Below are 24,778 nucleotides of genomic sequence, written 5' to 3'. Positions count from 1 at the left end.
TATGAAATGGATGGGGGCAGGGGCTGCCTTGTTGCTTGCACTACCAGCTGCGGTGGTCGGGCAGGACAACGAGGCGGTAAGCATCGATGATCTTTCGGGCTGCGCGGCGCTCTACAGCGTAATGGGCGATTACGTCGACGAAGGCAGCGAAGCGTCCGCGCTGATGTCGTATCGCTTCCTGCAATTCTATGTCCTGATGCACTATTCCGCAGAAGCCGACGCTACCGACAGCTTGACGGCGGACAGTCTGAAGCCGCTGATGAAGGCCGAGACCGACAGGGTGAGAGGCCTTGTCGAATCCGCCCTCGCGAAAGGGAATGACATCAGGATGTTTTCGTCGAACATGGCCGATTGCGACCTGATCCGCGACCAGAATCCCGACGTCTTCGCGCTGGTCGACAAGAAGATCGAAGAGATGCAGCGGACGCCGAACTAGAGGGTTTCGGATATCCTTCCGAGCAGGCACCGCCAATGTTCGCCCAGCCGTCGCTGGAATAGCATCAGGTCGAATCCGTGGCGCGCGGCATGCTGCCGCGGAATGCCATCCCAGCCGCGATGTTCCACGGTGACGCGCGTTTCCGCGCCGACCCGTTCGAACCGCACCTCGACTTCGGTTGCCTGATCCGGGGCAAAGCTCGGAACGCGCCAGCCGAAGGCGAGCCGCTCGCCGGGCTGCCAGTCGCGCACGGGCCCGATTTCCCATTCTTCGCCATCGTCGAAGCGCGTGACGAGGCGGCCGCCCGGCCCGGCGGGATCAAAGCGCAGCGCGCCATCGCCCTTGGGTGAGAGCGGAAAGAGCGGATGGCTCTTCCACCACCGCCCGATGCCCTCGGTGAAGGCCGCGAATGCGACCTCGGGCGAGGCGGCGACGCGCAGGGCGACGATGACCGCCGCGCTCATTCGTCGCCTTCGACATGATGCTTGAAGCTTGAAAGCTGATGCGCCCACAGCGCCTCGGTTTCGGCGAGCCAGCGCCTGAGCTCGTCGGTCGCACCGTCCTTCAGGCTGTAAATGCGGACGCGCGCATCGAAAGAGGGATGGCCATCCTCGACCAGGCCGCCGTCCTTCAGCGCGCGCAGGTGCCGGCTCATGGCCGGGGGAGCGAGATCCAGTGCGGCGGCGAGCTCGCCGGCGCTGTGTGGCCGCGCACGCAGCAGGTCGATCGCGCGCCGTCGCACCGGGTCGGCGAGCGCGCCGAGAATGCGGTCGACGGCCGCGCTCAATCGTCGAGCCGGGTCTTGGTCGTGAAACCGCCCTCGGCGTCCCATTCTTCGGCCGTCTTCACCGCGACGGTCACGCCAAAGGTCCAGATATGGCCCTCAGGGTCCCGGGCGCGATAGGTGCGGTCGCCATAAAATTGCGTTTCGGGTTCGGCGATGATCTCGGCCCCGGCGGCACGAGCCCTTTCGCAATGAGCGTCGATATCCTCGCCGGAGTCGAGCTGGACATGCACCGTCTGGCTGTTCTTGCCACCAAGGTTCGCGGGGCTACGATGATCGTCCGACCATTCGTTTCCGACCATCAGCGTCGAAGCGCCATAGCCCATCTCGCTATGCGCAAGATTGCCCTGCTCGTCGAGCAGCACGAAGATCGGTTCGAACCCGAACGCTTCTTCCAGCCAGCGGAACGCCGCCTTGCTGTCCTTGTAACAAAGAGCGCTCGACAGTCCCTTTGCGCGATGATCCGCCATGTTCCGTCTCCCGAGTCGACAAGTTGATTTCTCCAGCCTATAATATTTTCCGAAAAATGAAAATAGTTCGCGGCGCGTCGGCCCGGTGAAAGCCCTGATCCCGGCCTGTCGACAAACCTCGCCGATGAAATCGGGCCTCTGCCGGAATGACGAGGGAGGGGCTTCATTGGCGAGCGATCCTGCGATACGTCCATCGCATGACCGATCTCGCCCGCTGCGTCGCCGAAGCCTATGAAGTCGCGTTGCCGAACCGCGGAAAGGGCAAGGTCGCCGACTATATCCCGGCACTCGCCAAGGTGGACCCCAACCATTTCGGCTTTGCGCTGGCCCTGCCCGATGGGACCGTCCATACGGCCGGCGATAGCGACATGGCCTTTTCGATCCAGTCGGTCTCGAAAGTCTTCACACTGGCCCTCGCGCTCCGCCGCCTTGGCAGTTCGCTCTGGGACAGCGTCGGGCGCGAACCGTCGGGCAGCGCGTTCAACTCGATCGTCCAGCTTGAAAGCGAAGGGGGCATCCCGCGCAATCCGCTGATCAACGCAGGTGCGATCGCGACGACCGACCGGCTGATCGACGGGCGCGACGGCGACGCGACGGTCGATGAAATCCTGACCTTTCTGCGCGCGCGCCGGGGACGACAGCGTGGCTATCGATCCGGACGTTGCCTCGTCCGAATCGCAAACGGGCGCGCGCAACCGCAGTCTCGGCTATTTCATGAAAGCGTTCGACAATCTTCGGCACCCCGTCGAAACGACGCTGGGTGTCTATTTCCGCCAGTGCGCGATCGCCATGAACTGCCGCCAGCTTGCGCGGGCCGGGCTGTTCCTCGCGATGGAAGGCCGCGATCCGCTGACCGGCGAACAACTGATCAAGCCGCATCGCGCGCGCCGGATCAACGCGATCATGATGCTGTGCGGCCATTACGACAATTCGGGCGAATTCGCCTTTCGCGTCGGTCTGCCGGGCAAGAGCGGCGTCGGTGGCGGTATATTGTGCATCGCGCCGGGGCAGGGATCGCTCGCGGTCTGGTCGCCCGGCCTTACCGAGGCTGGAACCTCGCTCGTAGGCTCGATCGCGCTGGAACATTTCGCCTATGCGGCGGGCTGGTCGGTATTCGATTCGAAGGCCGGCTGAAGCGCGGGCGGGGCCGCGTCGATCAGTCTTCCAAAAGCGCCACGCTGACCTTTGCGGTGCCGCTGCGGTGCATGCCGATTTCCTTGGCCGCAGCCTGCGAAATATCGATGACGCGGCCGCGACCCCATGGCCCGCGATCGTTGACCCGCACCACGACGCTCTGCCCGTTCGCGAGATTGGTGACGCGAAGCTTGGTACCGAACGGCAGCGTTCGGTGCGCGCAGGTGAAATCATCGGGATCGAAAGCTTCGCCGCTGGCGGTCCGGTTTCCGGCGAGTTCGCGGCCATAATAGCTCGCCATCCCGCTCGCGATCTCGGTGTCGTCGCTGCCCTGCTCTTGCGCAACTGCCGGCATCGCCAGCAGCAGCGGCAGGGCCATCGCCATCAAGCGCCGCATGTTTTCGCCTCCCCCTGTGGGTGCGCGTCCCTAGGCGGCGCGGACGAGCTTGTTCAAGCCGTCCGCGTCGTGCCGGTTCGATTCCGCGATCAGACGTCGAGGTTGGCGACGCTCAGCGCATTGGTCTGAATGAAGTCGCGCCGCGGCTCGACCTCGTCGCCCATCAGCTGCTCGAAGATGCTGTCGGCCACGTCGGCCTGCTCGGTCCTGACGCGCAGCAGAGAGCGATTCGACGGGTCGAGCGTCGTTTCCCAAAGCTGTTCGGCGTTCATTTCGCCCAGCCCCTTGTAACGGCTGATCGAAAGCCCCTTGCGACTATGCGCGAAAATCGCGTCGAGCAGTTCCGACGGGCGCGTGACGGGGTTCGCCTTGACGCTCGCCGCCACGGGAACGTCTTCATCCTCGCCCTGCGGCGTCTCGACCTCGACAGGCAGGTTGCTCGCTTTGACGAGGCGGCCGGGCCTCCCATAGGTGTCGACCTGCTCGCTCGCCAGCTTGTGGAGGCGGCGTGCTTCCTGGCTGGCGAGGAAAGCGGCATCGATGGCGTGATGGTCGCTGACGCCGCGCCAGCGGCGCTCGAGCGTATAGCCGCCGCCTTCGACCGCTTCGACGGTCCACACGGCCTCGGCGGCACCCGTCAGGGCCTGCTCCGCGGCGTTGAGCCAGGCGGCGGAGGTCGCCGCCGCGCTGTGGCGACCGGCGGTATCCAGCTCGGGATCGAGCGCCCCTGCAAAGGCGAGCGCTTCGATCAGGCCGTGATCGAGGCTGCGCGGCACATAGCGCATCAGGGCGCGAAGGCGCCGGCCATGCTCGATGAGGTCGCGCAGATCGTTGCCCGAGCGGGCGCCTCCCGGCGTCTCCAGCACCAGCGCGTCGATGCCCGCATCGACGAGGTAATTTTCAAGCGCCGCGTCGTCCTTGAGATAGACTTCGCTTCGTCCTTTCGCGACCTTGTAGAGCGGCGGCTGCGCGATGTAGAGATGGCCGCCCTCGATGATCTCGGGCATCTGGCGATAGAAGAAGGTGAGCAGCAGCGTGCGGATGTGCGCGCCGTCGACGTCGGCGTCGGTCATGATCACGATCTTGTGATAGCGCAGCTTTTCGAGGTTGAATTCGTCGCGGATCCCGGTGCCGAGCGCCTGGATCAGCGTCCCGACCTCCTTCGACGAGATGATGCGGTCGAAGCGGGCCCGCTCGACGTTCAGGATCTTGCCCTTCAGCGGCAGGATCGCCTGCACATGCCGGTCGCGGCCCTGTTTCGCCGATCCGCCTGCCGAATCACCCTCGACCAGGAAAAGTTCGCACTTGGCGGGGTCGCGCTCCTGGCAATCGGCAAGCTTGCCGGGCAGCGACGCAATGTCCATCGCACCCTTGCGGCGGGTGAGTTCGCGGGCCTTCTTCGCGGCTTCGCGCGCCGCTGCGGCGTCGATCACCTTCTGGATCACGATTTTGGCGTGGGCCGGATTTTCCTCCAGCCATTCGGTCATCCGATCGGCCATCAGGCTTTCGAGCGGCTGGCGGACTTCGGACGAAACAAGCTTGTCCTTGGTCTGGCTGCTGAACTTCGGATCGGGCAGCTTGACCGAGACGATTGCGGTCAGCCCCTCGCGCATGTCCTCCCCGGTCAGGGAGACCTTTTCCTTCTTCAGCATCCCCGACTTTTCGCCATAGCCGTTGAGCGTGCGCGTCAACGCGGCGCGAAACGCCGCCAGGTGAGTGCCGCCGTCGCGCTGCGGGATGTTGTTGGTGAAGCAGAGGACGTTTTCGTAATAGCTGTCGTTCCACTCCAGCGCGACATCGATGCCGATCCCGTCGCGTTCGCTGCTGATCGCGATCGGATCGGGCAACAGCGCGTTCTTGTTGCGATCCAGATATTTGACGAACGCCGCGATCCCGCCCTCATAGAACAGGTCATGGACGACATGCTCCGCATGGCGCGCATCGACCAGCTTGATCCGGACGCCGGAGTTCAGGAATGCCAACTCGCGATAGCGATGCTCCAGCTTCTCGAAATCGAACTCGAGGACATTCTTGAACGTGTCGGTCGAGGCAGAGAAGGTGACGCGCGTGCCCTTCTTGCCGGCAGGCGCGGGGCCGGTGATCTTGAGCGGGGCGACCGAATCGCCATGTTCGAAGCGCATCCAATGTTCCTGGCCATCGCGCCAGATCGTGAGCTCGAGCCACTCGGACAGCGCGTTGACGACACTGACGCCGACGCCGTGGAGGCCGCCCGACACCTTGTAGGCATTGTCGTCGCTCGTATTCTCGAACTTGCCCCCGGCGTGGAGCTGGGTCATGATGACCTCGGCCGCCGAAATGCCTTCCTCGGCGTGAATACCGGTCGGGATGCCGCGCCCATTGTCCTCGACGCTCACCGACCCGTCGCTGTTGAGCGTGATCAGCACCAGGTCGCAATGTCCCGCGAGCGCCTCGTCGATCGCATTGTCCGAAACTTCGAACACCATGTGATGCAGGCCCGACCCGTCGTCGGTGTCGCCGATGTACATGCCCGGCCGCTTGCGCACCGCGTCGAGGCCCTTCAGGACCTTGATCGAATCGGCGCCATAGGCGTTGGTGTTGGGCTGTTTGGAGGCGCTTTCGGGCGCGCTGTTCTCGGGGGTGTCTGTCATATCGATTATATAGGGTCGGAGGCCGTAAAACCCAAGCGAAAATGCGCTTTGCACGGCTTTTGGAAGGCCCGTTGCGCCCGGACGGCGCGGCGGCTAGTTTCGGGGCATGAAACATCGTCTCCCGACCCCCGTCGCTGCCCTCCTGATCGCTTCGCTCGCCGCGTGCAGCCAGCCCGCGCCGCCCGCCGACAATGCCCCTGCCCTCGCGGGTGAACCGCTCGCGACGCGCGCGGTGATGATCGGCACCGAGGGCGCGAGCCTGCCCGCCTGTTCGAGCATCAGCCGCGTCAGGGCCGGCGGCACCGACGTCTATTGGGCGCCCGGCGAGACGCGCGCGATAAAGGCGAAAATCGCCGGCGGGGCGAAAGTCTCGGTGTGCGAGGCGACCGACGACGATGCCTGGTTCGGGATCGTCTTTTCGGCGCCCGGTACGGACGAAGACATGTGCGGCGTCGGCAAGGCGGTGCAGAATGCCCGCGAGTATCAGGGTCCGTGCCGCTGGGGCTGGATCAAGGGCGGGTCGGTCCAGCTCGGCGGCTGAAGTCGCAAATACGCCGCCGGCGGCAGGGGGATGTCAGCCCCGGCAATCCTCGATCACGCGGCCGATTTCCGATTGCACCGGTAGCGTCAATCCGCTGCCACCCGGCGCTTCAAGCGCGAAACGTCCGCGGCTGAAGGCGATGCGGTCGAGGCGGATGTCGCGGCTCGGCACGCTTGCCGCGCCGCCGTCGAACCGGATCTGGTCGGTGCCGGCGCTGGTGCGCAGCGCGACCGGGCCTTCGAGGACGGATGTCAGGCGAATGGTTCCGCCGCTGCACGCCATGGTCAGCAGCGGGCCGGGATTGCCGGTCTGGACGAAGCTGGCAGTGCGGCTGCCCGCGTCATAGCGCCACGCGCCATGGTCGACGGGACGGTCTTCCCACGATCCGGCGGGCGTCGGGGCCGGCGCGGGGGTGGGCGTGGGTGTCGGAGTCTGTCGAGGCGCCGGCGGCGGCGTGGGGGTCGGCACCGCGGTGCAGCTCGCCAGCGCCAGCGCCATCGGCAACGCGAGGCCATATCGGGACGACTGTCGCCTCTCTGTCATGCTCAAAAGCCCTGCCAATCGATCACCTCTTCGAGCCCGACACGCGCGACGGGCCATTGATTCACCGCGGCGTCTTCGTCGGGATGACCGATCGCCAGCCCGGCGAAGAGAATCTGGTCCTCGCCGAGTGCCAGCGTTTCGCGCACCGTCTGCCCGTACATCGCCCAGCATTCCTGCGGGCAACTGGCCAGTCCATGTTCGACGAGCAGCAGCATCACCGATTGCAGCCACATTCCCATGTCCGACCATTGCGGCGGGCCCATGATGCGCGAACAATGCAGAAAAAGCATTACCGGTGCGCCGAACCCTTTGTAATTGTCCATGAATTGAGTGAGACGTCCGGCCTTGTTCTCGCGCGGAATCCCCAGCGAGGCGTACAGCGCCTCGCCGACGCCGAAACGACGACTCTCCCACGGGTCGGTCAACCCCTTGGGATAGATGTCATATTCTGCCTGCCGTCCCTCGCGCCCCATCGCGATCCGCGCGGCGACCGCATCCTTCATGCGCTGCCACGGCGCGCCGGCCAGTACGGTCGCCTGCCATGGCTGGAGATTGCCGCCCGACGGCGCGCGCTGCGCGTTGGCAAAGACCGTCTTCAGGATGGCCGGATCGACCGCTTCGCCGGTAAAGGCGCGTACCGAACGGCGCCGGTGCAGTGCATCGGTGACCGACAGGCCGACCGGAGAAGCCGAAGGTGCGTCATTCGCTGGCATATTTGTCCTCTCGTCTTTTCCCGAACAGCAGGCCACGTTCCAGCCGGGCCTTGAGCTGCCGGTAATAGGAAAGCAGAAAGACGTCATCCTCTTCGGCAACGGGGCGGCCGATCTTGGCGCGGATCGTGTCGGCAACCTCGCGCATCGCCCGCGCATCGCGGCCGCGCAGGACACGTTCGAGTTCCTGCAGTTCGAAAATGCCATAGACCGACAGTTCGGCGTCGCTGAACAGTATAGCCTGCGCATCCTGCGTGGCGGCGATGTCGCTGTCGAGCTTGGCGCGCTGCGCCATCACGACCCAGGTTCCGGCGATCAGGTCGCCCATCCGCATCCGGTCGCGGTTGAACAGCAGGAACAGGCTGAGCGTCAGCGACCAGATGACGCCCGCAAGGACCGTCCAGCCCGATACCATATCCTCCGATGCACCGTTGCCGATCATCATCAGGGGCAGGAACAGTTCAAGTTCGCGGATCAGGTTGCGCGCGACCACCGCATCGGCGGTCAGCCGGCCACCGTCGCGCGCGACGACGCGGATGCCCATCAACCGTTTGCCCGGCGTTGCGGCGCGCGAACCGAGTTCGAAGCCGATGAACCAGAAGGTCCGCAGCATGAAGAAGCCGAGCATCCAGACGGTGAAGGCAACGTCCCCGCTTCCAGCCGCGCCGATCCAGAGCATGAAGAGCGAAAAGGCAAAGAGGGCGGCGGCGATCAGAATCAGGTCGACGATCAGCGCGCCCAGCCGCAATCCCGAACTCGCGATCCGAAGCTGCAGGTCGACGCCCTCCGGCGTGATGAACTGGCGGATCTTCTTCGATTGCGCGTTGCGGGCCTTGGCGTTGGTCGCGGCGCTCATGCGACGTCCTCGCGTCGGGGAACATAATAATAGGCGAGCCAGAACAACAGCATCAGCGTACCGATGCCATAGCGAAAGAGCGTGTCGGTGATGAGCTGGCGCCCGAATCCTTCGAGGAGTCCGGCGACAAGCAGCATCAGGATGACCCCGACCATGACCTTGCCGGCGGTCCGTCCCGCATCCGACGCCGCTTCCAGCCTTCCGCGCGCGCCGGGAAACACCACCGCGGTGCCGATGCGCAGTCCCGCCGCGCCCGACAGGGCGGCGGCAAACAGCTCCGTGGTGCCGTGAATGAACAGCCAGCCGCCGAAATCGACCCCCAACCCCTTGCCGGTGAAAACCGCGAGCATCGCGCCAAGGCTGATACCCTGATAATATTCGAGCATCATCGTCGGTACCCCGAACGCAAAGCCGAGCGCGAAGGACATGATCGACACGCCGCTGTTGTGCGTGAACAGGAAAGCCGCGAACATGTGGAGCGCGCTCTCTTCCTCGCCGCCTGCCGCCGCCTTGCCATGACCGATCGTCGACTGCAGGAATTCCACGCTCGCGCGCGGATCGCGGCCGCCCGACAGTCCTTCGGGGACGAAATTGAAATACCATTCGGGGTTATGGGCGACGAGCGACCAGCTCGTCAGCGCGCCCAGCGCGATGATCAGCGCGATGATCGCCGTTTCCTTCCATACCGCCCGTACGGCGGCGGGCCAGTCATAGAGGAAGAAACGGCGGGTGCGGCTCCAGCGCGTCTCGCGAACGCCGTAGACGAGGAAATAGCCGCGAATCGAGAGCGCTTCGAGATGGTCGAGCAGCGCCTTGTCGAGGCTGGTCGCGCGCGCGATCGACAGCGAGGACAGTGTCGCGCGATAAAGGATCGGCAGTTCGAGCAATTCCTCGCTCGTCAAAGCCTTCGCCCCTCGTTTTTCAAGCTTGGTCAACAGCAGGTCGAACGCGATCCAGTCGGCCTCGCGTTCATCGCGAAAGCGGCTGGTCGAAAAGGAGGGAAGCTCGGCGGCGCTCACAGGCTGCCGGCCCGCTTGATACCGAGATAGGCCTCGACGACGCCCGCGCCCATCGCGTCGGGCGGTACTTCGAGGACATCCGCCCCCAGCCGCTGCAGCCGCGCGATCACGAGCTGGCGGTCGCGCAGCAAGGCGGCGGCGACGTTCGACCGCGTGATATCGGCGGCGCTATCGGGGCGGCGCCGCTCCTCCTCCTCGGCTTCCTCGTCGCGGATCACGACGAAAAGCAGACGGTGCTTCTTCACCAGTCGTCCGGCGGCGCGGATCATCAGGTCGGCGCTCGTCGCGTCGGTGAATTCGGTGAACAGGATGATCAGCGACCGTCGGTTGAGTTCGGCCGACAGGGTCATCAGCGCGAGAGTGAAATTGCTTTCGACCGGCGCATAGTCGATCTTGCTCGCCGCGCGCTGCAACGCCGGGAAATCCTGGATATTCATATAGGCCGGAGTCAGGGCCTGCGGTTTCGCGGCGAACGAAAAGAAGCTGATCCGGTCGCCGAGCTTCAACCCTGCATAGGCCAGCAGCAGCGCCGCCGACACGGCGCGGTCGACGCGCGGCATCCCGCCCACCGGTTCGGCCATCGTGCGCCCGGCATCGATCGCCAGCACGACGCGATTGTCGCGTTCGACGCGATATTCCTTCGCGAGCAGCTTGACGTGTCGCGCCGACGCATTCCAGTCGATCGAGCGGCGATCCATCCCCGCCTGATATTCGGCCAGCGCTTCATATTCGCTCCCCTCGCCGCGCAATTGCTGCTGGCGCAGGCCGAACCAGCTATTGCGCTGGAACAGGCGGCTGCCTTCTTCGGTGACGGCGCGCAGGCTGGGGACTACTGCGATCGCCCGGTCAAGCGCGAATCGGCGCTGTTTCCACACGAGACCGAGCGGCCCTGCCCACCGCATCCACAACGCATCGATCGTCGCCTGTCCCCGGCGCGATGCTGCGAGAGGGAGCGTGCGGACCAGTGCATCGGCGTCGGACGCCTTCACCATATCGTGCGCCAACCGCCCGCCCGGCGCGAACCGCTCGTCGAGCGACAGCGCAATTTCCGCGCGGCGCGGTACCGATCGGCCGGTTGCCGCCAGCCGGAGGTCGAAGGGATCGCCGACCCCGACCTGGTGCGGGACCTGTGCGTCGAGCGCGAGGCGGCGCGGACTGGCGCCCAGCATCGCATCGAACAGCAGGCCGAAAAGCAGCAGCGCGATCCACGCCGGCGCGACCACCCACAGTTCGGGTCGCAGCAGCCCAAGCGCCAGCGCCACGGGGGCACCCAGCAACAGCAAATAGATCGCGCGGCGGGTGGGATAGATCAACGCGGCACGTCCTCGCGCTCGACCAGGTCGGCGATCACCTGTTCGACGTTGCGCCCCTCGATCTCGGCCGCGGGCGACAGGATGACGCGATGCCGCAGCACCCCGGCGGCAAGGCGCTGGACGTCATCGGGAATCACATAATCGCGGCCTTCGAGCGCGGCGGCGGCGCAGGCGGCGCGGGCGAGCATCGTCGCGGCGCGCGGGCTGGCGCCGCATTCAAGGTCGGCGCTGGCGCGCGTCGATCGGATCAGGCGGACGATATAATCGACCACCTCTTCGGCAAGCCGCACCGATGCGATGATGTCGATCGCCGCACCGATCGCCTTGGCGTCGGTGATCTGCGCGACGCCGAAATCGGCGACCACGGGGCTTTTGAAGCGCCCGCCATGGTCGGCGACGATGCGCCGTTCCTCGGCGGCGTCGGGATAGTCGACCACCAGCTTGAAGAGGAAGCGGTCGAGCTGCGCCTCGGGCAGCGGATAGACGCCCTGCTGCTCGATCGGATTCTGCGTTGCCAGCACGGTAAAGCGCGGGCTCATGACATGCGACTCGCCGCCCACCGTCACGCGCCGTTCCTGCATCGCCTCGAGCAGCGCGGCCTGCGTCTTGGGCGGGGTGCGGTTGATTTCGTCGGCCAGCAGCAGCTCGGTGAAGATCGGCCCCTTGGTGAGGGTAAAGCTCGACGTCTGGAAGTTGAAGAGGTTCGATCCCAATATGTCGCCGGGCATCAGGTCGGGGGTAAACTGGATGCGCCCGAAATCCAGGGCGACGGCGCGGGCGAAGGCCTGGGCGAGCAGGGTCTTTGCGGTTCCCGGCGGGCCTTCGAGCAGCACATGGCCGCCCGCAAGCAGCGCGATCGTCACCATGCGGGTCAGCGGCCCCTGGCCGAACACGACCTTGGCGACTTCGCCCTCGATCGCGGCGCCCAGCGCCTTCACGCTATCGATGTCAGCCGTCACGCAATAATTCCTTTCTGATGTCGTGCAGCGCCTGCGCGTCGCTCAAGAACTCGTGTCTGTTGCGCGCCAGCGGCAGCCGCCGCGCGATTGTCGAGAAAAGATTGCCGCCCGGTTTGACGCGTCTGTCGATCCAGGCGTCGGTCGCCGCGGCGTCGAGGCCGCCGGGCGCGTGCAACCGTCGCGCGATGGCGAGGCGCTGGCTGTGGACATAGGCTTCGGCGCCGTCGAGTTCGCGGCGCGCTTGCCGGATCAGGTCGGCGCTGTTTGCGATCAGCGCCGCTTTCGAGATCGGGATTGCGCGCTGCGGCTTCAGCGGCGGACCGAACCGCATCCATGCCTGCCACAGCGCGAGCAGCCCTGCCGCGATCAGACAGAGGGTGATGCCGATGAAGGGCGGGACGAAAGCAAAGCGCAGCAGCGAACGCTGGCTGCCGAAACCGTTGAGCGTCAGGTCGAACGCCAACGCATCGGCGTCGGCGTCCTCCGCCACCGCGTCGATCAGCAGCGCCGCCGCCTCGGCCCGGTCGCGCGAGGAAAAGGCGAGGTTGCTGACAAGGTCGGGGTCGGCGAGCACATAGATATCATGCTCCTTCGCGATCGCCAGTACCGCCCCGCCGTTTGCGCCCGCGATCAGGGGAACGAGCGCGTCGCTTTCGATTGTGTGCGCATCGCCGGGAAGATAGGCCGAAAACGGCCGTCCCGCGACCTCTGCGGCCACGGACTGCGCCTTCGCGCGCGGCGCGCGAAAGCGCACCTTGCCGAAATATCGTTCGGGCATCAGCTCGGCGGACGGCGGTACGGGGACGCCGATTCCGGCCCAGCCCGGTTTGACCGACTGCCCGGGGAGACGCATCGTTTCCCACTTCGGAAGCACGACGAGCACGGGTCTGCCCGCCGCACCTTCGAGCAGCCGGGTCAACTCTTCCGGCTTGGTACGGTGCGTCGGCGTCAGGATCAGCAGCACTTTCTCGTCCGGATAGGCATCCTTGCCCTCGCGGCGGCGAAGATCGACGCTGGCGCCGGACCGTTCGAGCAGGTCGACAATCCCGGCATAGCCGGGTGCGGCCTTCGACAGCGCATGGCCGCCGCCATCGTTGCCGCTCGAAAGCTGAGGGCCGAGCGCGATCAGCGCCCAGAGTGCGATGAAGGCAATGATGCCGACCACGACGACCCCCGCGATGAGCAGCGGGTTGAAGCTGCCGGTGTCGGACGGCCGGTCGGTCACGCGCGCGCCCAGTTCTGCGGCACGGTCAGCGCGGCATAGGCGCTGCGGCATTCGGTCCATGCATGTTCGTCGATCATGCGCCCTCCGAACAGGCTGATCTCGACCGCGCCGGCGATTCGGCTGAACGCGGTACGCGCGACCGCGGGCAGGTCGTGCGCTTCCGCCAGTTCGCGCGATGTCATCGCCGGGCGGACGAGTCCGGGGCGGCGGGTCTCGATATCGTCGACGCTGCGATAGAGAAGGAGATGGATCGCTTCGGCAAAGCGGCCCGCGGCGGCGAGCGCGTCGGCATCGGCAAGCCGCGCGCGCGCGCGGCCGGCCTCGGCTTCGCCGAAGATTTCCGGCTCGCCCTCGCCCCGCTTGCGGCCGAAACGGATGGTATCGATCCAGTCGGCGAAGGCCGGCACGAAATGATAGAGGATGATGAGCAGCAGGACGGCCGCCCCGATCCATGCGAGCGGCTTCAGCGCCGGTGCGCTCCATTCGACGAAGTCGCGCAGCCAGCCGAAATCCCAGTCCGGCGTCTTGGGCGGCGGTGGCGGCGGCGGGAAGCTCGTCTGGATTTCGCCGCCCGCGATCGTCTGGCTATAGCCCGGTCCCGCGAGTTCGGGGTCGATGAGCCAGCCGCTGCTCTCGTCCGGTGTCGATACGCCGGCCGCAACCGACGCCTGGGCGATCCACAGCGACATCATGTCGAAAAGAGTGCCCGGCCCCGCGTCGTCATCGGGAAAGGTGGTAGCGCGAGGCGGCGCGAGAAGGCAAGAGAAGAGGGCAAGAGAGGCTTGCGCGCCGAACGGCCCCGTTCTAGCGCGCGCATCACCTGGGTGGATGGTTGCGCATGTAACCGGATGCCCGAACGGACGGAGGATGGCGGTGGACGCGGCGCAGGCAGTACATGAAAAATTCCTCGCTGCGCTGGCGAGCGGATCGCTGGACCGCAACCCCGACGCTCCCGACCCCGCGGCCGTCGGCCTGTCGCGCGGCGAGGCCACCGATATTTTCCTCTCGCAACTGACCAGCCGCCAGATGGATCGGTTGTCGCGCCACCTGCAAGCCCGCGGCGAGGGCTTTTACACGATCGGTTCGTCGGGGCATGAAGGCAATGCCGCGGTCGCCGCGGCGCTGCGCGTCACCGACATGGCATTTCTCCATTATCGTTCGAACGCCTTTCAACTGCACCGCGCCCGTCAGTTGCCCGGCGAGACCGCGACCTGGGACATGCTGCTGAGCTTTGCCGCGTCGAGCGAAGACCCGATCTCCGGCGGGCGGCACAAGGTGATCGGCTCCCTGCCCCTCAATATTCCGCCGCAAACCTCGACGATCGCCTCGCATCTGCCCAAGGCCGTCGGCGCGGCCTTCTCGATCGGCATCGCGCGCCGTCTGGGGCGCAGGGATTTGCCGCTGCCCGACGATGCCGTGGTGCTGACAAGCTTCGGTGATGCGTCGGCCAACCATTCGACCGCGCAGGGTGCGTTCAACACGGCGGGCTGGGCGGCGTTCCAGGGCTCGCCGATGCCGCTGATCTTCCTCTGCGAGGATAATGGCATCGGCATCTCGACCCGCACGCCCACGGGCTGGATCGAGGCGCAGTTCCGCCACCGCGCGGGGCTGCATTACATCAAGTGCGACGGCACCGACCTCGCGGCGGCCTATGCCGGTGCAAAGGAAGCCGCCGACTATGCGCGGCGTACGCGCAAGCCGGTTTTCCTGCATATGGCCACCGTCCGCCTCTATGGTCACGCGGGATCCGACGTACAGGGGGCCTATCTTCCGAAGGCGCTTATCGAGGCCGATGAAAAGCGCGATCCGCTGCTTGCCGGTGCCGCCCTGATGGCGGAGCAGGGCTGGATGTCGCCCGCCGAGATCGCCGAAGCCTATGAAGAGATCGGCGCGACGCTGGCGCGGCAGGCCGAGGCCGCGATCCTGCGCCCGAAGATCACCACGGCAGCGCATGTGATGGACAGCCTCGTCCCGCCGAAACGCGAAATGACGCGCGCCAATACCCCGGCTGCCGAAGAGCGCACGGCAATGTTCGGGAGCGACGTCGGGCAGATGGACAAGCCGATGCATATGGCGCGGCTGCTAAGCTGGGCGCTGGCCGACCTGCTCCTCGCGCACGAGGAAATCATCGTCGCGGGCGAGGATGTCGGGCCGAAGGGCGGCGTCTACAATGTTACCGCGAAACTCCACCAGCGGTTCGGGTCGGCGCGCGTCGTCAATACGCTGCTCGACGAACAGGCGATCCTCGGGCTGGCGATCGGTATGGCGCACAATGGCTTTGTCCCGATGCCCGAGATCCAGTTCCTCGCCTATGTCCACAATGCCGAGGATCAGATCCGCGGTGAGGCGGCGACGCTCAGCTTCTTCTCGAACGGCCAATATACCAACCCGATGGTGATTCGCATCGCGGGGCTCGGTTATCAGAAGGGCTTTGGCGGCCATTTTCACAACGACAACAGCCTGGCGGTGTTCCGCGACATTCCGGGGGTGATCCTCGCGGTGCCGTCGAACGGGCGTGACGCGGTGCATATGCTCCGCGAATGCGTGCGGCTTGCGCGCGAGGAACAGCGGGTGGTCGTCTTCGTCGAACCGATCGCGCTCTACATGACCCGCGACCTCCACGCGGAAGGCGATGGGCTGTGGACCAGCGTCTATGAGGCGCCGGGCGAAGGCGCCCCGATCCGCCTCGGCGACGTCGGGGTCCATGGCGACGGCAGCGACCTTGCGATCGTCAGCTATGGCAACGGCTACTATCTCTCGCGCCAGGCCGAAAAGCTGCTGGCCGCCGATGGCGTGAAGGCGCGCGTGATCGACCTGCGCTGGCTTGGGCCGGTCGATGACGACGCACTGGTGGCAGCGGTCGGCGACGCGAAACGCATCCTGATCGTCGACGAATGCCGGATCACGGGGTCGCAGAGCGAAGCGCTGATGGCGACGTTCGTCGAACGCACCCCGGACAAGAAGCTCGCGCGCATCGCCGCCGACGACAGCTTCATCCCGCTGGGCAAGGCGGCGACGCTGACGCTGCCGAGCCGCGACAGCATCGTCGCGGCGGCGAAGGAGCTTCTGGCATGAGCGACCGCAAGACCGCGCTCGTCGTCGCGCCGGGGCGCGGAACCTATGGCAAGGGCGAACTCGGCAGCATCGCGCGGTTGCATGGTGCCCGCTTCGCCGACGTCATTGCGAACTTCGACGCGCAGCGCGCCGAACGCGGCCAGCCGACGGTCACCGAACTCGACGGCGCCGAACGGTTCAGCGTCGCCACGCATATGCGCGGCGATGTCGCGGCGCCGCTGATCTATGCGGCCACGGCACTCGATTATCTGAGCATCGACCGCGAACGGTTCGACGTGGTCGCGGTCGCCGGCAATTCGATGGGCTGGTACAGCGCGCTTGCACTCGGCGGTGCGGTATCGGTCGCGGACGGTTTCCGGATCAGCAACGCGATGGGACTCAACAGCCAGACGCATGGCCCGGGCGGGCAGATATTGCTGCAGGTGGTCGATGAGGAGTGGCGTCCTGTCCCCGGTCTGCGCGAGGCGCTGTTCGGTCTTGTCGCCGACATCGGGTCGCGCCCGGGGCACGCGCTGGCGCTCTCGATCGACCTCGCCGGCATGCTCGTCCTTGCCGGCAACGAGGAAGGTCTTGCGGCGATGCTTGCCGAAACGCCGCCGACGCCCGGCCGCGATCCGCTGCGCCTCGCGGGCCATGGACCCTTTCACACCCCGCTGATGTTCGGAAGCTCGGACAAGGCGATGGCCGAACTGCCTGTCTCGCTGTTCGGCCGGCCGACGATCCCGATGGTTGACGGGCGCGGCCATATCTGGCGCCGTTTCGCGTCCGATCCCGACGCCATCCGGGACTATACGTTCGGTCACCAGATTCTCGCGGCCTATGACTTCGCGCGCTCGGTGCAGGTCGCGGTCAGGGAATTTGCGCCTGACGTCCTCATTCTGCCCGGCCCCGGCGATACGCTTGGCGGGGCGATCGCCCAGTCGCTGATCGGGATCGAGTGGCAGGGGATCGCAAGCAAGGCCGACTTCGCGGCGCGGCAGGTGTCCGACCCGATCCTGTTGTCCATGGCCCGTGCCGAGCAACGCGCCCTCGTCACCGGATAGGGTGGGGCCGACGGAAGTGGAACATCCTCCGCCGGCCCGGTTGGGAATCGCGGCCAGGTGGGGATGGCCGCGAATGCGAACGGGTGCGCCGATGGGGACCAACTCAAAGGCACGGGTCCGTTCGCTTCCCTTATAGCATCGTTGCGCGATCCCCGGCGGTCGGAGCCGGCCTTCCTGCACCGAAATGGACAGGGTTGTCGTCGGCGAGTTCGACAGTGAAGCGCAGGCGCAGCAGCTCGGCCACGCTCGTGGCGCCGGCGCGGCGCATGATGTTCGCACGGTGAACCTCGACCGTGCGGGGGCTGAGGTCCAGTCGCCGTGCGATGGCCTTGTTGCCGAGTCCGGCGGCGATGGCATCCAGTATGTCGCGTTCGCGAGGGGTCAGCGTCGCGAGGCGCAGCTCGGCCTCGCGGTGTTGCGCCCGCGCGATCTGTCGCACCTGCCAACTCGTCATCGCGGCGTCGATCGTCCGACGGACAAGGCGCGGGTCGAGCGGCGCGGGCAGCAGATCGTGCGCTCCGCCGCGCAGGATCAGGCGGGTTTCCGCGATCGAAAGATGGTCCGCGGCGACAAAGGCGGTGACGTCGGCTCGCCCGCCGATGCGATCGAGCAATGCCGCGCCGTCCTGCTTTCCCGGCTGGCGCCAATGGAACAGCAGGATCGCACAATCAGCATCGGCGCGCGCTTCGAACCAGGCGTCGGCGCTGGCAAAGCTTCGCACGATCCGCCCCCCGCCCTCGGCGAGGACACGAAAACAGGCCGCACGCTCGGTGGCGTCCGGCAGGATCAGATGGATATGGCCCCCGTTTTCGATCACGGGCCAAGCGTGGCGGGGACGGCCCGGGATTCCCAGCGAGACCCTGTCGGCTTCGGCGTCAATCCGAAGCTATCGGCAGGCGCAGCGTCACCACCATGCCGTGCGGGTCGGCGCGGCCGATGGCCATCGTGCCACCATGCAAGTGGGCGATCGTCTCGACAAGCGACAGGCCGAGCCCGGCGCCGGGGCCGGCCCGCGCGGGGTCGAGCCGGACGAAACGCTTGGCGGCCTCGCCGATCCGCTCTTCGGCGATGCCAGGGCCGTCGTCGGCGACGGCAAGGGCTATCGTGCTGCCCTCCCAGGCCGCCGCCAGCTTGATCGTCGACCCGCCTTCCGCATATTTCAGCGCGTTGTCGATCAGGTTCGACAGGGCGCGGAGCAGCATTTCGCGATGGGCGAGAACGTCGAGGTCGGGGGGCGCATCGACCGATATCGTAAAGCCTTCGTCTTCCGCGAGCGGGCCATAGACTTCGGCAAGATCCTCCAGCAGCGGAGCCAGCGCGAAGCGTGCGAACTGGTCGCGCCCGATCCCCGCCTCGGCGCGGCTGATCTCGAGAGCGGTGTCGAGCAGGCGGTGGAGCCCATCGGCCTCGTCGATCGCGCCGGCGAGCGCGGCGACGGCCTGTGGTTCGCGCGCGCGGCCGAGCGCCTGCTCGAGTGTCGCCTTCATCCGCGAGACCGGCGATCGAAGGTCGTGCGCCATCGAATCGGTCACCATGCGCAGCTCGCCGACGAGGGCTTCGATGCGATCGAGCATGGCGTTGATCGAGGTGCCCAGCCGGTCGAAGGCATCGCCGGTTTCGTCGCGTTCGACCCGCGCGTCGAGCTGGCCGCCCGCGATGGCGGAGGCGGCGCGGGCGAAGGCATCGACGCGCCGGGCAAGGATCCATGCCGCGACCCCGGCGACGATCGCGGCGAGGAGAATCCCGGCGGCCAGCGCATAGAGAAAGGCCGCCTGACTCGCGCGCGTGAGCTGCGCCTGCGCTTCGAGTACTTCGCCGGTCAGCAGGACCCGGCCCGCATCGAGGCGGGTTGTCACGATCCCCATCTCCTCGGCCGCCAGGCCGCCTTTGCGGTACAGGCTTATTCGGCGCCAGCGTTCGGCATCGCCGACTGTCGCCGGCCATTGCGCCAGATTGCCCGCGATCGCCTGGCTGTTCGGGCCTTTGAGAAGGACGACGAAATTCCGGTCGTCGCGGACCGTCAGCCGGTCGCGGATCGCGCGCACCAGCCCGGCCTCACCCTCCTGCCGATATTCCTCGGCGAAGTCGTCGCGCGCGACCTCGGCGGCGGTGCGCGCATCGGACAGGATCGTCGCCTCGGTGAAGCGGTGGATTACCGCCAGCCCAAGCGCGAGCGCCGCGACCTGGACGAGCAGCAGCGCCAGCGCGAGGCGAACCGTCGTCGACTGAAAGAACCCCCGCTTCACGATCTCAATCCGTCTTGCCGAGCATATAGCCTGCGCCGCGGATCGTGTGGACCAGCGGTTTGTCGAAGCCGTCGTCGACCTTGCGCCGCAGCCGGCTGACATGGACATCGACGACGTTGGTGCCCGGATCGAAATGATATTCCCACACCCCCTCGAGCATCATTGTGCGCGTGACCACCTGTTCCTTGTGGCGGAGGAGATATTCGAGGAGGCGAAATTCGCGCGGCTGCAGGTCGATCCGCTTGCCCGCGCGCGTCACGCGCCGGCTGAGCAGGTTCATTTCCAGGTCTTCGCAGGCCAGCATGGTTTCGACCTGCGTGCCGCCCGAGGGCTTCGCGAGCAGCAGCTTCAGCCGCGCGAGCAGCTCGGAAAAGGCGAAGGGCTTGACCAGATAATCGTTCGCGCCCGATGTCAGCCCCTCGACGCGGGCATCGACGGCCCCGAGGTTCGAGAGGATGATGACCGGGGTCGCGACCTTCGCCGCGCGGAGCGCTGCGAGCACGGCCATTCCGTCCATGCCGGGCAGCATCCGGTCGAGGATGATCGCGTCATAGCTGCCGTCGGTTGCGTGGAACAGTCCGTCACGCCCGTCGGGCGCGTGATCCACGACGAATCCTTCGCCGGTCAGGCTCTTGACGATGAAGTCCGCGGTGGTCGGATCATCCTCGACGACGAGTATTTTCTGCGACATGCGGCTCCTGGGTGTGATGGGCGGGAAGATGCTTATAGCGGCTCTCGCCCGCATGGCGAATATGCAGGAGCACCCCCTTGTGTGCATCCCCCCGCACCGCGCGTGCAACCGACGAAACCGAAGCGATCGGCCGGCCGTCGATACCGTCGATGACATCTCCCGCCGCGATGTCGGCTTTCGCCGCCGCGCTGCCGTCCTGCACGCTGGTCACGACCAGCGCGAGCGGCGCGTGCGGTGTCGCACGTTCGGCTTCGTAGGTCAGCCCCGGGATCTGCTCGCCCGAGGGTGCATGCGGGGCCGCCGCCAGATGCGCCGCAAGCGCGACCACCGCCGCCATCAACAGCAGCATCGCACCGGCGGGAGGCATCGGACGGAGGCGCACGACGGTCATCAGGCGAGCGTGAGAGCGGGCGCGAGAGGGAGCGTGAGGGCAGGCGCCGCGGCTTTTCGCCTTGCGGGCGGACGGCTGACGATATGGTGAACTGCGGCCATGCCCTGCGCGAACGCCATCCCGCGCGGACCCGCGATGTAACGCGGTTCCCAATGGGTCGCGAATTTCGCCTTGTAGCTTCGCAAACCCTCGAACCCGTACAGCATCTCGCCGTGGCGGAAGACGAAGGCGGCGCCGCGCGCCCATGCGGGGGCAAGTTTGTGGCCGTCGATGCCCGAGAGGGGGGCGATGCCCAGCGTGAAGCGGCGATAGCCTTCGGTGCGGGCATGTTCCATCAACCGGATGAACAGAAAATCCATCACGCCATAGGGTATCGTGTCGTGGCGCATCAGATCGACGGACATTTCGGTCCGGTTCGGCGTCGCGAGGATGTTCGCGAATGCGACGATCCGCCCCGCTATCCGTACGACGGCGCAGGGGAAATGCGCCATGTAGGCGGGGTCGAAACTGCCGAGGCTGAAGGCCTTTTCGCGCTGCTTCTTGGCTGCCAGCCAGGCGTCCGAAACGGCTTGCAGTTCCTCGATATGCGTGGGTACCTCGGCGGCGGGGAGGATCGCGAACGTGGCTCCCTCCTGCAGCGCGCGCCGTTCGGCATGGCGCAGCGACTTGGCTTGCGGCCCCGCCAGCGTGAAATCGGCGAGTTCGACGCGCGCTTCTTCGCCATATTTGACGATCCCCAGGCCAAGGTCGATCGCGTAAGGCAAGCAGCGCGATCCGATCTGGTAGAGCAGGATGCGCCCCTGCGCCGCATCGGCCTTTTCGCGCAGCTTCCACAACAGGTCGGACCAGCGCGCCTCGTTGCCGACCGGATCGCCCATCACGATCCAGTTCGCACCCTGCGTCCGATACATCAGAAAGGCATCGCCTTCGTCGGCGAGCAGAAAGCGCTTGTCGCCAGTGAATGCCAGAAAGGCGTCGGTCTGATCGGCCAGCGCGAGCGCGGGCTCGAGCTGGTCGAACCCGACGTCGGCGGGGCCGTCGGGCCGCGCCGACGGCGCGAACAGCCGCCACAGCGCCAGCCCCGCGAGCAACACCGCGATCCCGAACAACCCGCGAAGAAAGCGCGGCGCGTCGCCGCGCAGGCTGAACTGCCACCAGAGACTGCTGTCGTAGGCGACATGCTTGTATGCGAAGAAGCCAGCGAATGTCGCGGCTAGGATGGCGGTCAGCGCCGCCGCTACCCAGCCGGTCGACAGCGGCGCGTCGATCAGCGCGGTCTTGCGATAAAAGGCGGGGCGACTCCACTGCAACGCGGCGGCGATTCCGCTCAGGATCAGCGCTTCCTCATAATCGAACCCCTTGGCCAGCGAAAAGAGGATCGCCGCGCCGATCAGCGTGCGGGTGGCCAGGAACGCGCCGTCGAGGCGGCGAAGCAGCCCCGGTGCCAGAAACAGCAGCAAGGTGCCGGCGAGGCTCGCCGCAAGGTGCGATGCCTCGACGAACGGCAACGGAAGGAAATGCTTGAGGTCGTGCATCCGCGCCGCATCGGCCGGCGTCGACCCCGACAGCAGCAGGATCAACCCGCCGGCGAAGACCAGTGCGGCCAGCAGCGACGGTGCGAGTTCGCGAAGCAGCGACTGACTCGCCACCGCCAGTTCGCGGGCCGGCGCATGCCAGGCGCGACTTTCGTGCCAGGCCAGCATCAGCGCCGCAACGAGCAGGGGCAGCAGATAATAGATGACGCGATAGGCCAGCAACGCCGCGAGCAGTTCCGCCTTGTCGCCGGGAACGGTCGCGATGACCACCGCCTCGAACACGCCAAGCCCGCCCGGCACATGGCTGATCAGCGCGGCGATGATCGCCAGCGCATAGCCGAGGAAGAAGAGCGGATAGGCCGCCGGGTCCGGCGCCGGCAGCAGGATGTACAGAGCGGCGCTCGCTGCGGCGAGGTCGAGCGCGGCCACCAGCGTCATCGATGCGCTCATGGCGGGGCCGGGAAGCGGGGTCCGCCAGCCGCCGATCTCCACCGCGTCGAGGCCGAAATGGCGCAGCAGCAGGGGGATGAGGCAGACGGTGATCGTCGCCAGCCCCGCGACATGCAGCCAGTGAAGCGACAGTCCCCAGTCGAAGAAGGGCAGGATCTGCGTGCTTACGGCTGCCGCGATCCCGGCCAGCAGGATGACGCCGTTCCAGAAACTGAGGCTGGCGAGCGCGATCACGCTGCCGATCTCTCCCCCGCCCAGACCGGCGCCGCGGTAGACGCGATAGCGTGCCGAGCCGCCGGTGAGGAGAGCGAGCCCCAGATTGTGACTGAGGGTGTAGCTGGTGAAGCTGGCGAGCGCGGCGGTGCGCCAGGGCAGCGAGCGCCCGATCACCCGCAGTGCGAAACTGTCGTAGAGGGTGAGCAGAAGATAACTTGTCGCCGTCAGGCCCAGCGCACCCGCGACCTGCGCAACCGACAGCGCGTCGAAGGCCTTGCGGATCGCGTGCGGGCGGACCGAATGGAGCAACCCGAACAGCGCCGAAAAACCAAGCGCCGCGACGATCAGCGCCGCGAGGATCGACAGCAGCCGCCCGTTCGCGCGGCCCCAGGCGAACAGGCGTGTCATTGCCGCGTCCAGTCCTGTCGCTTGCAGAGCAGTCCGCCGAGGATACAGCCCGAAATACGGATGTCGTTCGGCCCCTTCTGCTCGATCGTCGAATAGAAACGACGACCCTGGTCGGGAACATAGACCTGCCCGGTCCACCGGCCGGTCCCGCTATGCTGATAGTCGCTGAGCAATTCCGTGCCGATCAGCGACGATACGCCGGCATCGCGCGCATCGGCCATCGCCTTGGGACTGGCCCAGATGATGTTGCCGCACAGCAAGGCACCGCACAGCCGCGTCCGAACGCGCAGCGTTCCCTTGGGATTCTGCCATACCCCGATCGGTGACAGGGCGGGCTGGGGGATTGCGCTGGTCGATGCGGCGAGCATCAGCGCGAGGGCTATCATCTTCATCTCATTTGCTCCCTGTTGCCGCGACCGCGGTCAGGATCGCCTCGGCGACCGCCTTGTCGTCGAAATCCAGCCGATGCCCGCCGGGCAGCGGTACCTTGCGGACGTTCGGCAGGTTCAGTTCGGGACAAAGGCTGTTCGTCTCGGCGGTTCCCCAGATGCAGGTGACCGGCGCCCATGTGAGTCGCGACGCGGTCGGCAGCGCCAGGGCGTCGGGGGTTTCGAACCCGGCCAGTTCGACCGGCGATGCGCGAAAGATGATGTCGTGTCCGGGCACCACCAGCACCACGGCCCGGACCTTCGCGCGCGCGGCCGGCGGCAATTCGGCAAGGCCGGCGTGCAGCATGTCGGCGCCGAACGACTGGCCGACAAGGACGACATGGTCGGTCTTTCCCAGCGCCTCGGCGCGGTGGATGGCTCCCGCGATCAGGGCCGCCGCTTCGGTGGCGGTGCGGCGCGGCGAAAAATAGGACAGGCTGTTGACCGTCACGACCGCATGGCCGCGCGCGTTGAGCCGGGCCGCGACCTTGGGCGTCATGCCGACGCGGTCGCCCATATCGCCCGACAGCATGACGATCGCCGTCCGGGTCGGCCCGGCGCCGGCGGCCGGAATCTCGTGGTAGATGTCATGGCCATAATAGCCGGCGTGCACATAATAGGCCGCACAGCCGAACAGGATCAGCAACAGGAGCAAAATCCCGGTCGTGCCGCGCGATAGTCTGGTGCCGGTCGTGCGCTTCGTCATGGCTTCGTCATAGCCGCTGCCGCGTCACCGCAAGCTGACGCGCGGATTACGAGTTTGTCATGTGACGGTCATGCCCCGGACGGGCAGGCTTCTCTAGAAAGGACGGGTCGAAAGCGCAGGCTCTTCGACGACCCGACCAGGGCTGTGAGGACTGAAACCCGGCACCCGCCAGTCCGACCCAGTCCGCATCCGGCCAGCTCTCCCCTCCCCCGTTGCGAGAGCTGGCCGGTTTGTCGGGCAACCCCTACCGGATATGGCAAGACGATCGACGGCCTCCGCCGACGATCACCGCAGCGCGCCGAACCAGCCGTATCAAAGGGAAAAAGCTGGTGACCCCTACGGGAGGGGTCGGAGGGGCTAGAAGCCCACGGTTTTCTGCCATTTTATGCGGGTTGAAACCACACATGTGTACTCAGTGGGTGTACTCACGATTGAGGATCAGCGTGCAATAGGCACCCCCTTCGTGGGGTGATCGGCGTGCAAAAAGGACCCCTTCATCCCGGGGATTTAGTCGGCCGACTGGTTTTGATCAGTTGGCGAGAACGGGATGTTGATCGTGGAGACAGTGGTTC

24 protein-coding genes and 1 pseudogene are annotated in these 24,778 nt (G+C 66.4%); 5 read left to right on the top strand and 20 right to left on the bottom strand.

The window, feature by feature from the left end:
• Nucleotides 1-31: 31 nt before the first annotated feature.
• On the top strand, nt 32-436 hold the full coding sequence (locus tag JNM03_RS12345) for a hypothetical protein (protein ID WP_294036975.1): 405 nt from the start codon (nt 32-34) through the stop codon (nt 434-436).
• Here the strand turns inward: JNM03_RS12345 and JNM03_RS12340 are convergent.
• The 3 genes from JNM03_RS12340 to JNM03_RS12330 are packed head-to-tail and all read right to left on the bottom strand — an operon-like array spanning nt 433 to nt 1,690.
• The gene (locus JNM03_RS12340; protein WP_294036974.1) at nt 433-900 is read right to left on the bottom strand and encodes an SRPBCC domain-containing protein; all 468 of its coding nucleotides are present in this window, start codon (nt 898-900) and stop codon (nt 433-435) included. The genes JNM03_RS12345 and JNM03_RS12340 overlap by 4 nt on opposite strands.
• Nucleotides 897-1,223, bottom strand: a complete 327-nt coding sequence (locus JNM03_RS12335; RefSeq protein ID WP_294036972.1) for a helix-turn-helix transcriptional regulator — start codon at nt 1,221-1,223, stop codon at nt 897-899. The genes JNM03_RS12340 and JNM03_RS12335 overlap by 4 nt, the downstream gene beginning before the upstream one ends.
• A complete protein-coding gene (locus JNM03_RS12330; RefSeq protein WP_294036971.1) occupies nt 1,220-1,690 on the bottom strand; it encodes a VOC family protein in 471 nt (156 codons plus the stop codon). Before JNM03_RS12330 ends, JNM03_RS12335 begins: the two co-directional genes overlap by 4 nt.
• A 197-nt stretch (nt 1,691-1,887) precedes the next feature.
• Between JNM03_RS12330 and JNM03_RS12325 the strand changes: the two are divergent.
• A pseudogene (locus tag JNM03_RS12325) lies at nt 1,888-2,824 on the top strand (glutaminase).
• Nucleotides 2,825-2,846: 22 nt separating this feature from the next.
• Here JNM03_RS12325 and JNM03_RS12320 read toward each other — a convergent pair.
• Nucleotides 2,847-3,221, bottom strand: coding sequence for a septal ring lytic transglycosylase RlpA family protein (locus JNM03_RS12320; protein ID WP_294036970.1), 375 nt, complete (start codon nt 3,219-3,221; stop codon nt 2,847-2,849).
• Between the two features lie 89 nt (nt 3,222-3,310).
• Entirely contained in the window at nt 3,311-5,851 is a 2,541-nt protein-coding gene (gene gyrB / locus JNM03_RS12315) for a DNA topoisomerase (ATP-hydrolyzing) subunit B (protein ID WP_294036968.1), read from the bottom strand.
• 106 nt (nt 5,852-5,957) lie between these two features.
• Here gyrB and JNM03_RS12310 point away from each other — a divergent pair, with 106 nt between their 5' ends.
• Nucleotides 5,958-6,392 carry a hypothetical protein gene (locus JNM03_RS12310; RefSeq protein ID WP_294036967.1) on the top strand — a complete coding sequence of 145 codons (435 nt, stop codon included), beginning with the start codon at nt 5,958-5,960 and terminating at the stop codon, nt 6,390-6,392.
• A 33-nt stretch (nt 6,393-6,425) separates the two neighbouring features.
• On the opposite strand, the gene JNM03_RS12305 is transcribed toward JNM03_RS12310, so the two are convergent.
• Genes JNM03_RS12305 through JNM03_RS12270 form a run of 8 tightly spaced genes read right to left on the bottom strand, consistent with a single transcriptional unit; the run spans nt 6,426 to nt 13,709 of the window.
• Entirely contained in the window at nt 6,426-6,935 is a 510-nt protein-coding gene (locus tag JNM03_RS12305; RefSeq protein ID WP_294036965.1) for a hypothetical protein, read from the bottom strand.
• Between the two features lie 2 nt (nt 6,936-6,937).
• Complete coding sequence (locus JNM03_RS12300; protein WP_294036964.1) at nt 6,938-7,648, bottom strand: nitroreductase; 711 nt, start codon at nt 7,646-7,648, stop codon at nt 6,938-6,940.
• Nucleotides 7,635-8,501: an RDD family protein gene (locus JNM03_RS12295; RefSeq protein ID WP_294036963.1), complete on the bottom strand. Its 867-nt coding sequence runs from the start codon at nt 8,499-8,501 to the stop codon at nt 7,635-7,637. Before JNM03_RS12295 ends, JNM03_RS12300 begins: the two co-directional genes overlap by 14 nt.
• Nucleotides 8,498-9,520 (bottom strand): stage II sporulation protein M, encoded by a 1,023-nt coding sequence (locus JNM03_RS12290; RefSeq protein WP_294036961.1) that lies wholly within the window; start codon nt 9,518-9,520, stop codon nt 8,498-8,500. Before JNM03_RS12290 ends, JNM03_RS12295 begins: the two co-directional genes overlap by 4 nt.
• Nucleotides 9,517-10,833, bottom strand: a complete 1,317-nt coding sequence (locus JNM03_RS12285) for a DUF58 domain-containing protein (RefSeq protein ID WP_294036959.1) — start codon at nt 10,831-10,833, stop codon at nt 9,517-9,519. The genes JNM03_RS12290 and JNM03_RS12285 overlap by 4 nt, the downstream gene beginning before the upstream one ends.
• A complete protein-coding gene (locus JNM03_RS12280) occupies nt 10,830-11,792 on the bottom strand; it encodes a MoxR family ATPase (RefSeq protein ID WP_294036958.1) in 963 nt (320 codons plus the stop codon). Before JNM03_RS12280 ends, JNM03_RS12285 begins: the two co-directional genes overlap by 4 nt.
• On the bottom strand, nt 11,782-13,077 hold the full coding sequence (locus tag JNM03_RS12275) for a DUF4350 domain-containing protein (RefSeq protein WP_294036957.1): 1,296 nt from the start codon (nt 13,075-13,077) through the stop codon (nt 11,782-11,784). The genes JNM03_RS12280 and JNM03_RS12275 overlap by 11 nt, the downstream gene beginning before the upstream one ends.
• Nucleotides 13,014-13,709: a DUF4129 domain-containing protein gene (locus JNM03_RS12270; RefSeq protein ID WP_294036956.1), complete on the bottom strand. Its 696-nt coding sequence runs from the start codon at nt 13,707-13,709 to the stop codon at nt 13,014-13,016. Before JNM03_RS12270 ends, JNM03_RS12275 begins: the two co-directional genes overlap by 64 nt.
• A 175-nt stretch (nt 13,710-13,884) precedes the next feature.
• Between JNM03_RS12270 and JNM03_RS12265 the strand changes: the two genes are divergently transcribed.
• Both JNM03_RS12265 and JNM03_RS12260 read left to right on the top strand, forming a co-directional pair.
• Nucleotides 13,885-16,092, top strand: a complete 2,208-nt coding sequence (locus tag JNM03_RS12265; RefSeq protein ID WP_294036955.1) for a thiamine pyrophosphate-dependent enzyme — start codon at nt 13,885-13,887, stop codon at nt 16,090-16,092.
• Nucleotides 16,089-17,135: an ACP S-malonyltransferase gene (locus tag JNM03_RS12260; protein WP_294036953.1), complete on the top strand. Its 1,047-nt coding sequence runs from the start codon at nt 16,089-16,091 to the stop codon at nt 17,133-17,135. The genes JNM03_RS12265 and JNM03_RS12260 overlap by 4 nt, the downstream gene beginning before the upstream one ends.
• Before the next feature lie 130 nt (nt 17,136-17,265).
• Here the strand turns inward: JNM03_RS12260 and JNM03_RS12255 are convergent, their stop codons facing one another.
• From JNM03_RS12255 to JNM03_RS12225, 7 genes are read right to left on the bottom strand one after another with little or no spacing between them, the layout of a single operon-like run.
• Entirely contained in the window at nt 17,266-17,952 is a 687-nt protein-coding gene (locus JNM03_RS12255) for a LuxR C-terminal-related transcriptional regulator (RefSeq protein ID WP_294036951.1), read from the bottom strand.
• A gap of 58 nt (nt 17,953-18,010) precedes the next feature.
• Nucleotides 18,011-19,381, bottom strand: a complete 1,371-nt coding sequence (locus JNM03_RS12250; RefSeq protein ID WP_294036949.1) for a HAMP domain-containing sensor histidine kinase — start codon at nt 19,379-19,381, stop codon at nt 18,011-18,013.
• A gap of 4 nt (nt 19,382-19,385) precedes the next feature.
• On the bottom strand, nt 19,386-20,072 hold the full coding sequence (locus JNM03_RS12245; RefSeq protein WP_294036947.1) for a response regulator transcription factor: 687 nt from the start codon (nt 20,070-20,072) through the stop codon (nt 19,386-19,388).
• Nucleotides 20,041-20,463 carry a PDZ domain-containing protein gene (locus JNM03_RS12240; protein ID WP_294036945.1) on the bottom strand — a complete coding sequence of 141 codons (423 nt, stop codon included), beginning with the start codon at nt 20,461-20,463 and terminating at the stop codon, nt 20,041-20,043. The genes JNM03_RS12245 and JNM03_RS12240 overlap by 32 nt, the downstream gene beginning before the upstream one ends.
• A complete protein-coding gene (gene mprF / locus JNM03_RS12235; RefSeq protein WP_294036944.1) occupies nt 20,463-23,072 on the bottom strand; it encodes a bifunctional lysylphosphatidylglycerol flippase/synthetase MprF in 2,610 nt (869 codons plus the stop codon). The genes JNM03_RS12240 and mprF overlap by 1 nt, the downstream gene beginning before the upstream one ends.
• Nucleotides 23,069-23,464, bottom strand: coding sequence for a DUF2147 domain-containing protein (locus JNM03_RS12230; protein WP_294036943.1), 396 nt, complete (start codon nt 23,462-23,464; stop codon nt 23,069-23,071). The genes mprF and JNM03_RS12230 overlap by 4 nt, the downstream gene beginning before the upstream one ends.
• A 1-nt stretch (nt 23,465) precedes the next feature.
• Nucleotides 23,466-24,206, bottom strand: coding sequence for an AcvB/VirJ family lysyl-phosphatidylglycerol hydrolase (locus JNM03_RS12225; protein ID WP_294036941.1), 741 nt, complete (start codon nt 24,204-24,206; stop codon nt 23,466-23,468).
• Nucleotides 24,207-24,778: the final 572 nt, after the last annotated feature.

The sequence above is a fragment of the Sphingopyxis sp. genome, from assembly GCF_016793825.1.
Classification (GTDB): Bacteria; Pseudomonadota; Alphaproteobacteria; order Sphingomonadales; family Sphingomonadaceae; genus Sphingopyxis.
The sequence above is the reverse complement of the archived record's forward strand: the minus strand, read 5'-3'. Positions and strand labels throughout refer to the sequence as shown.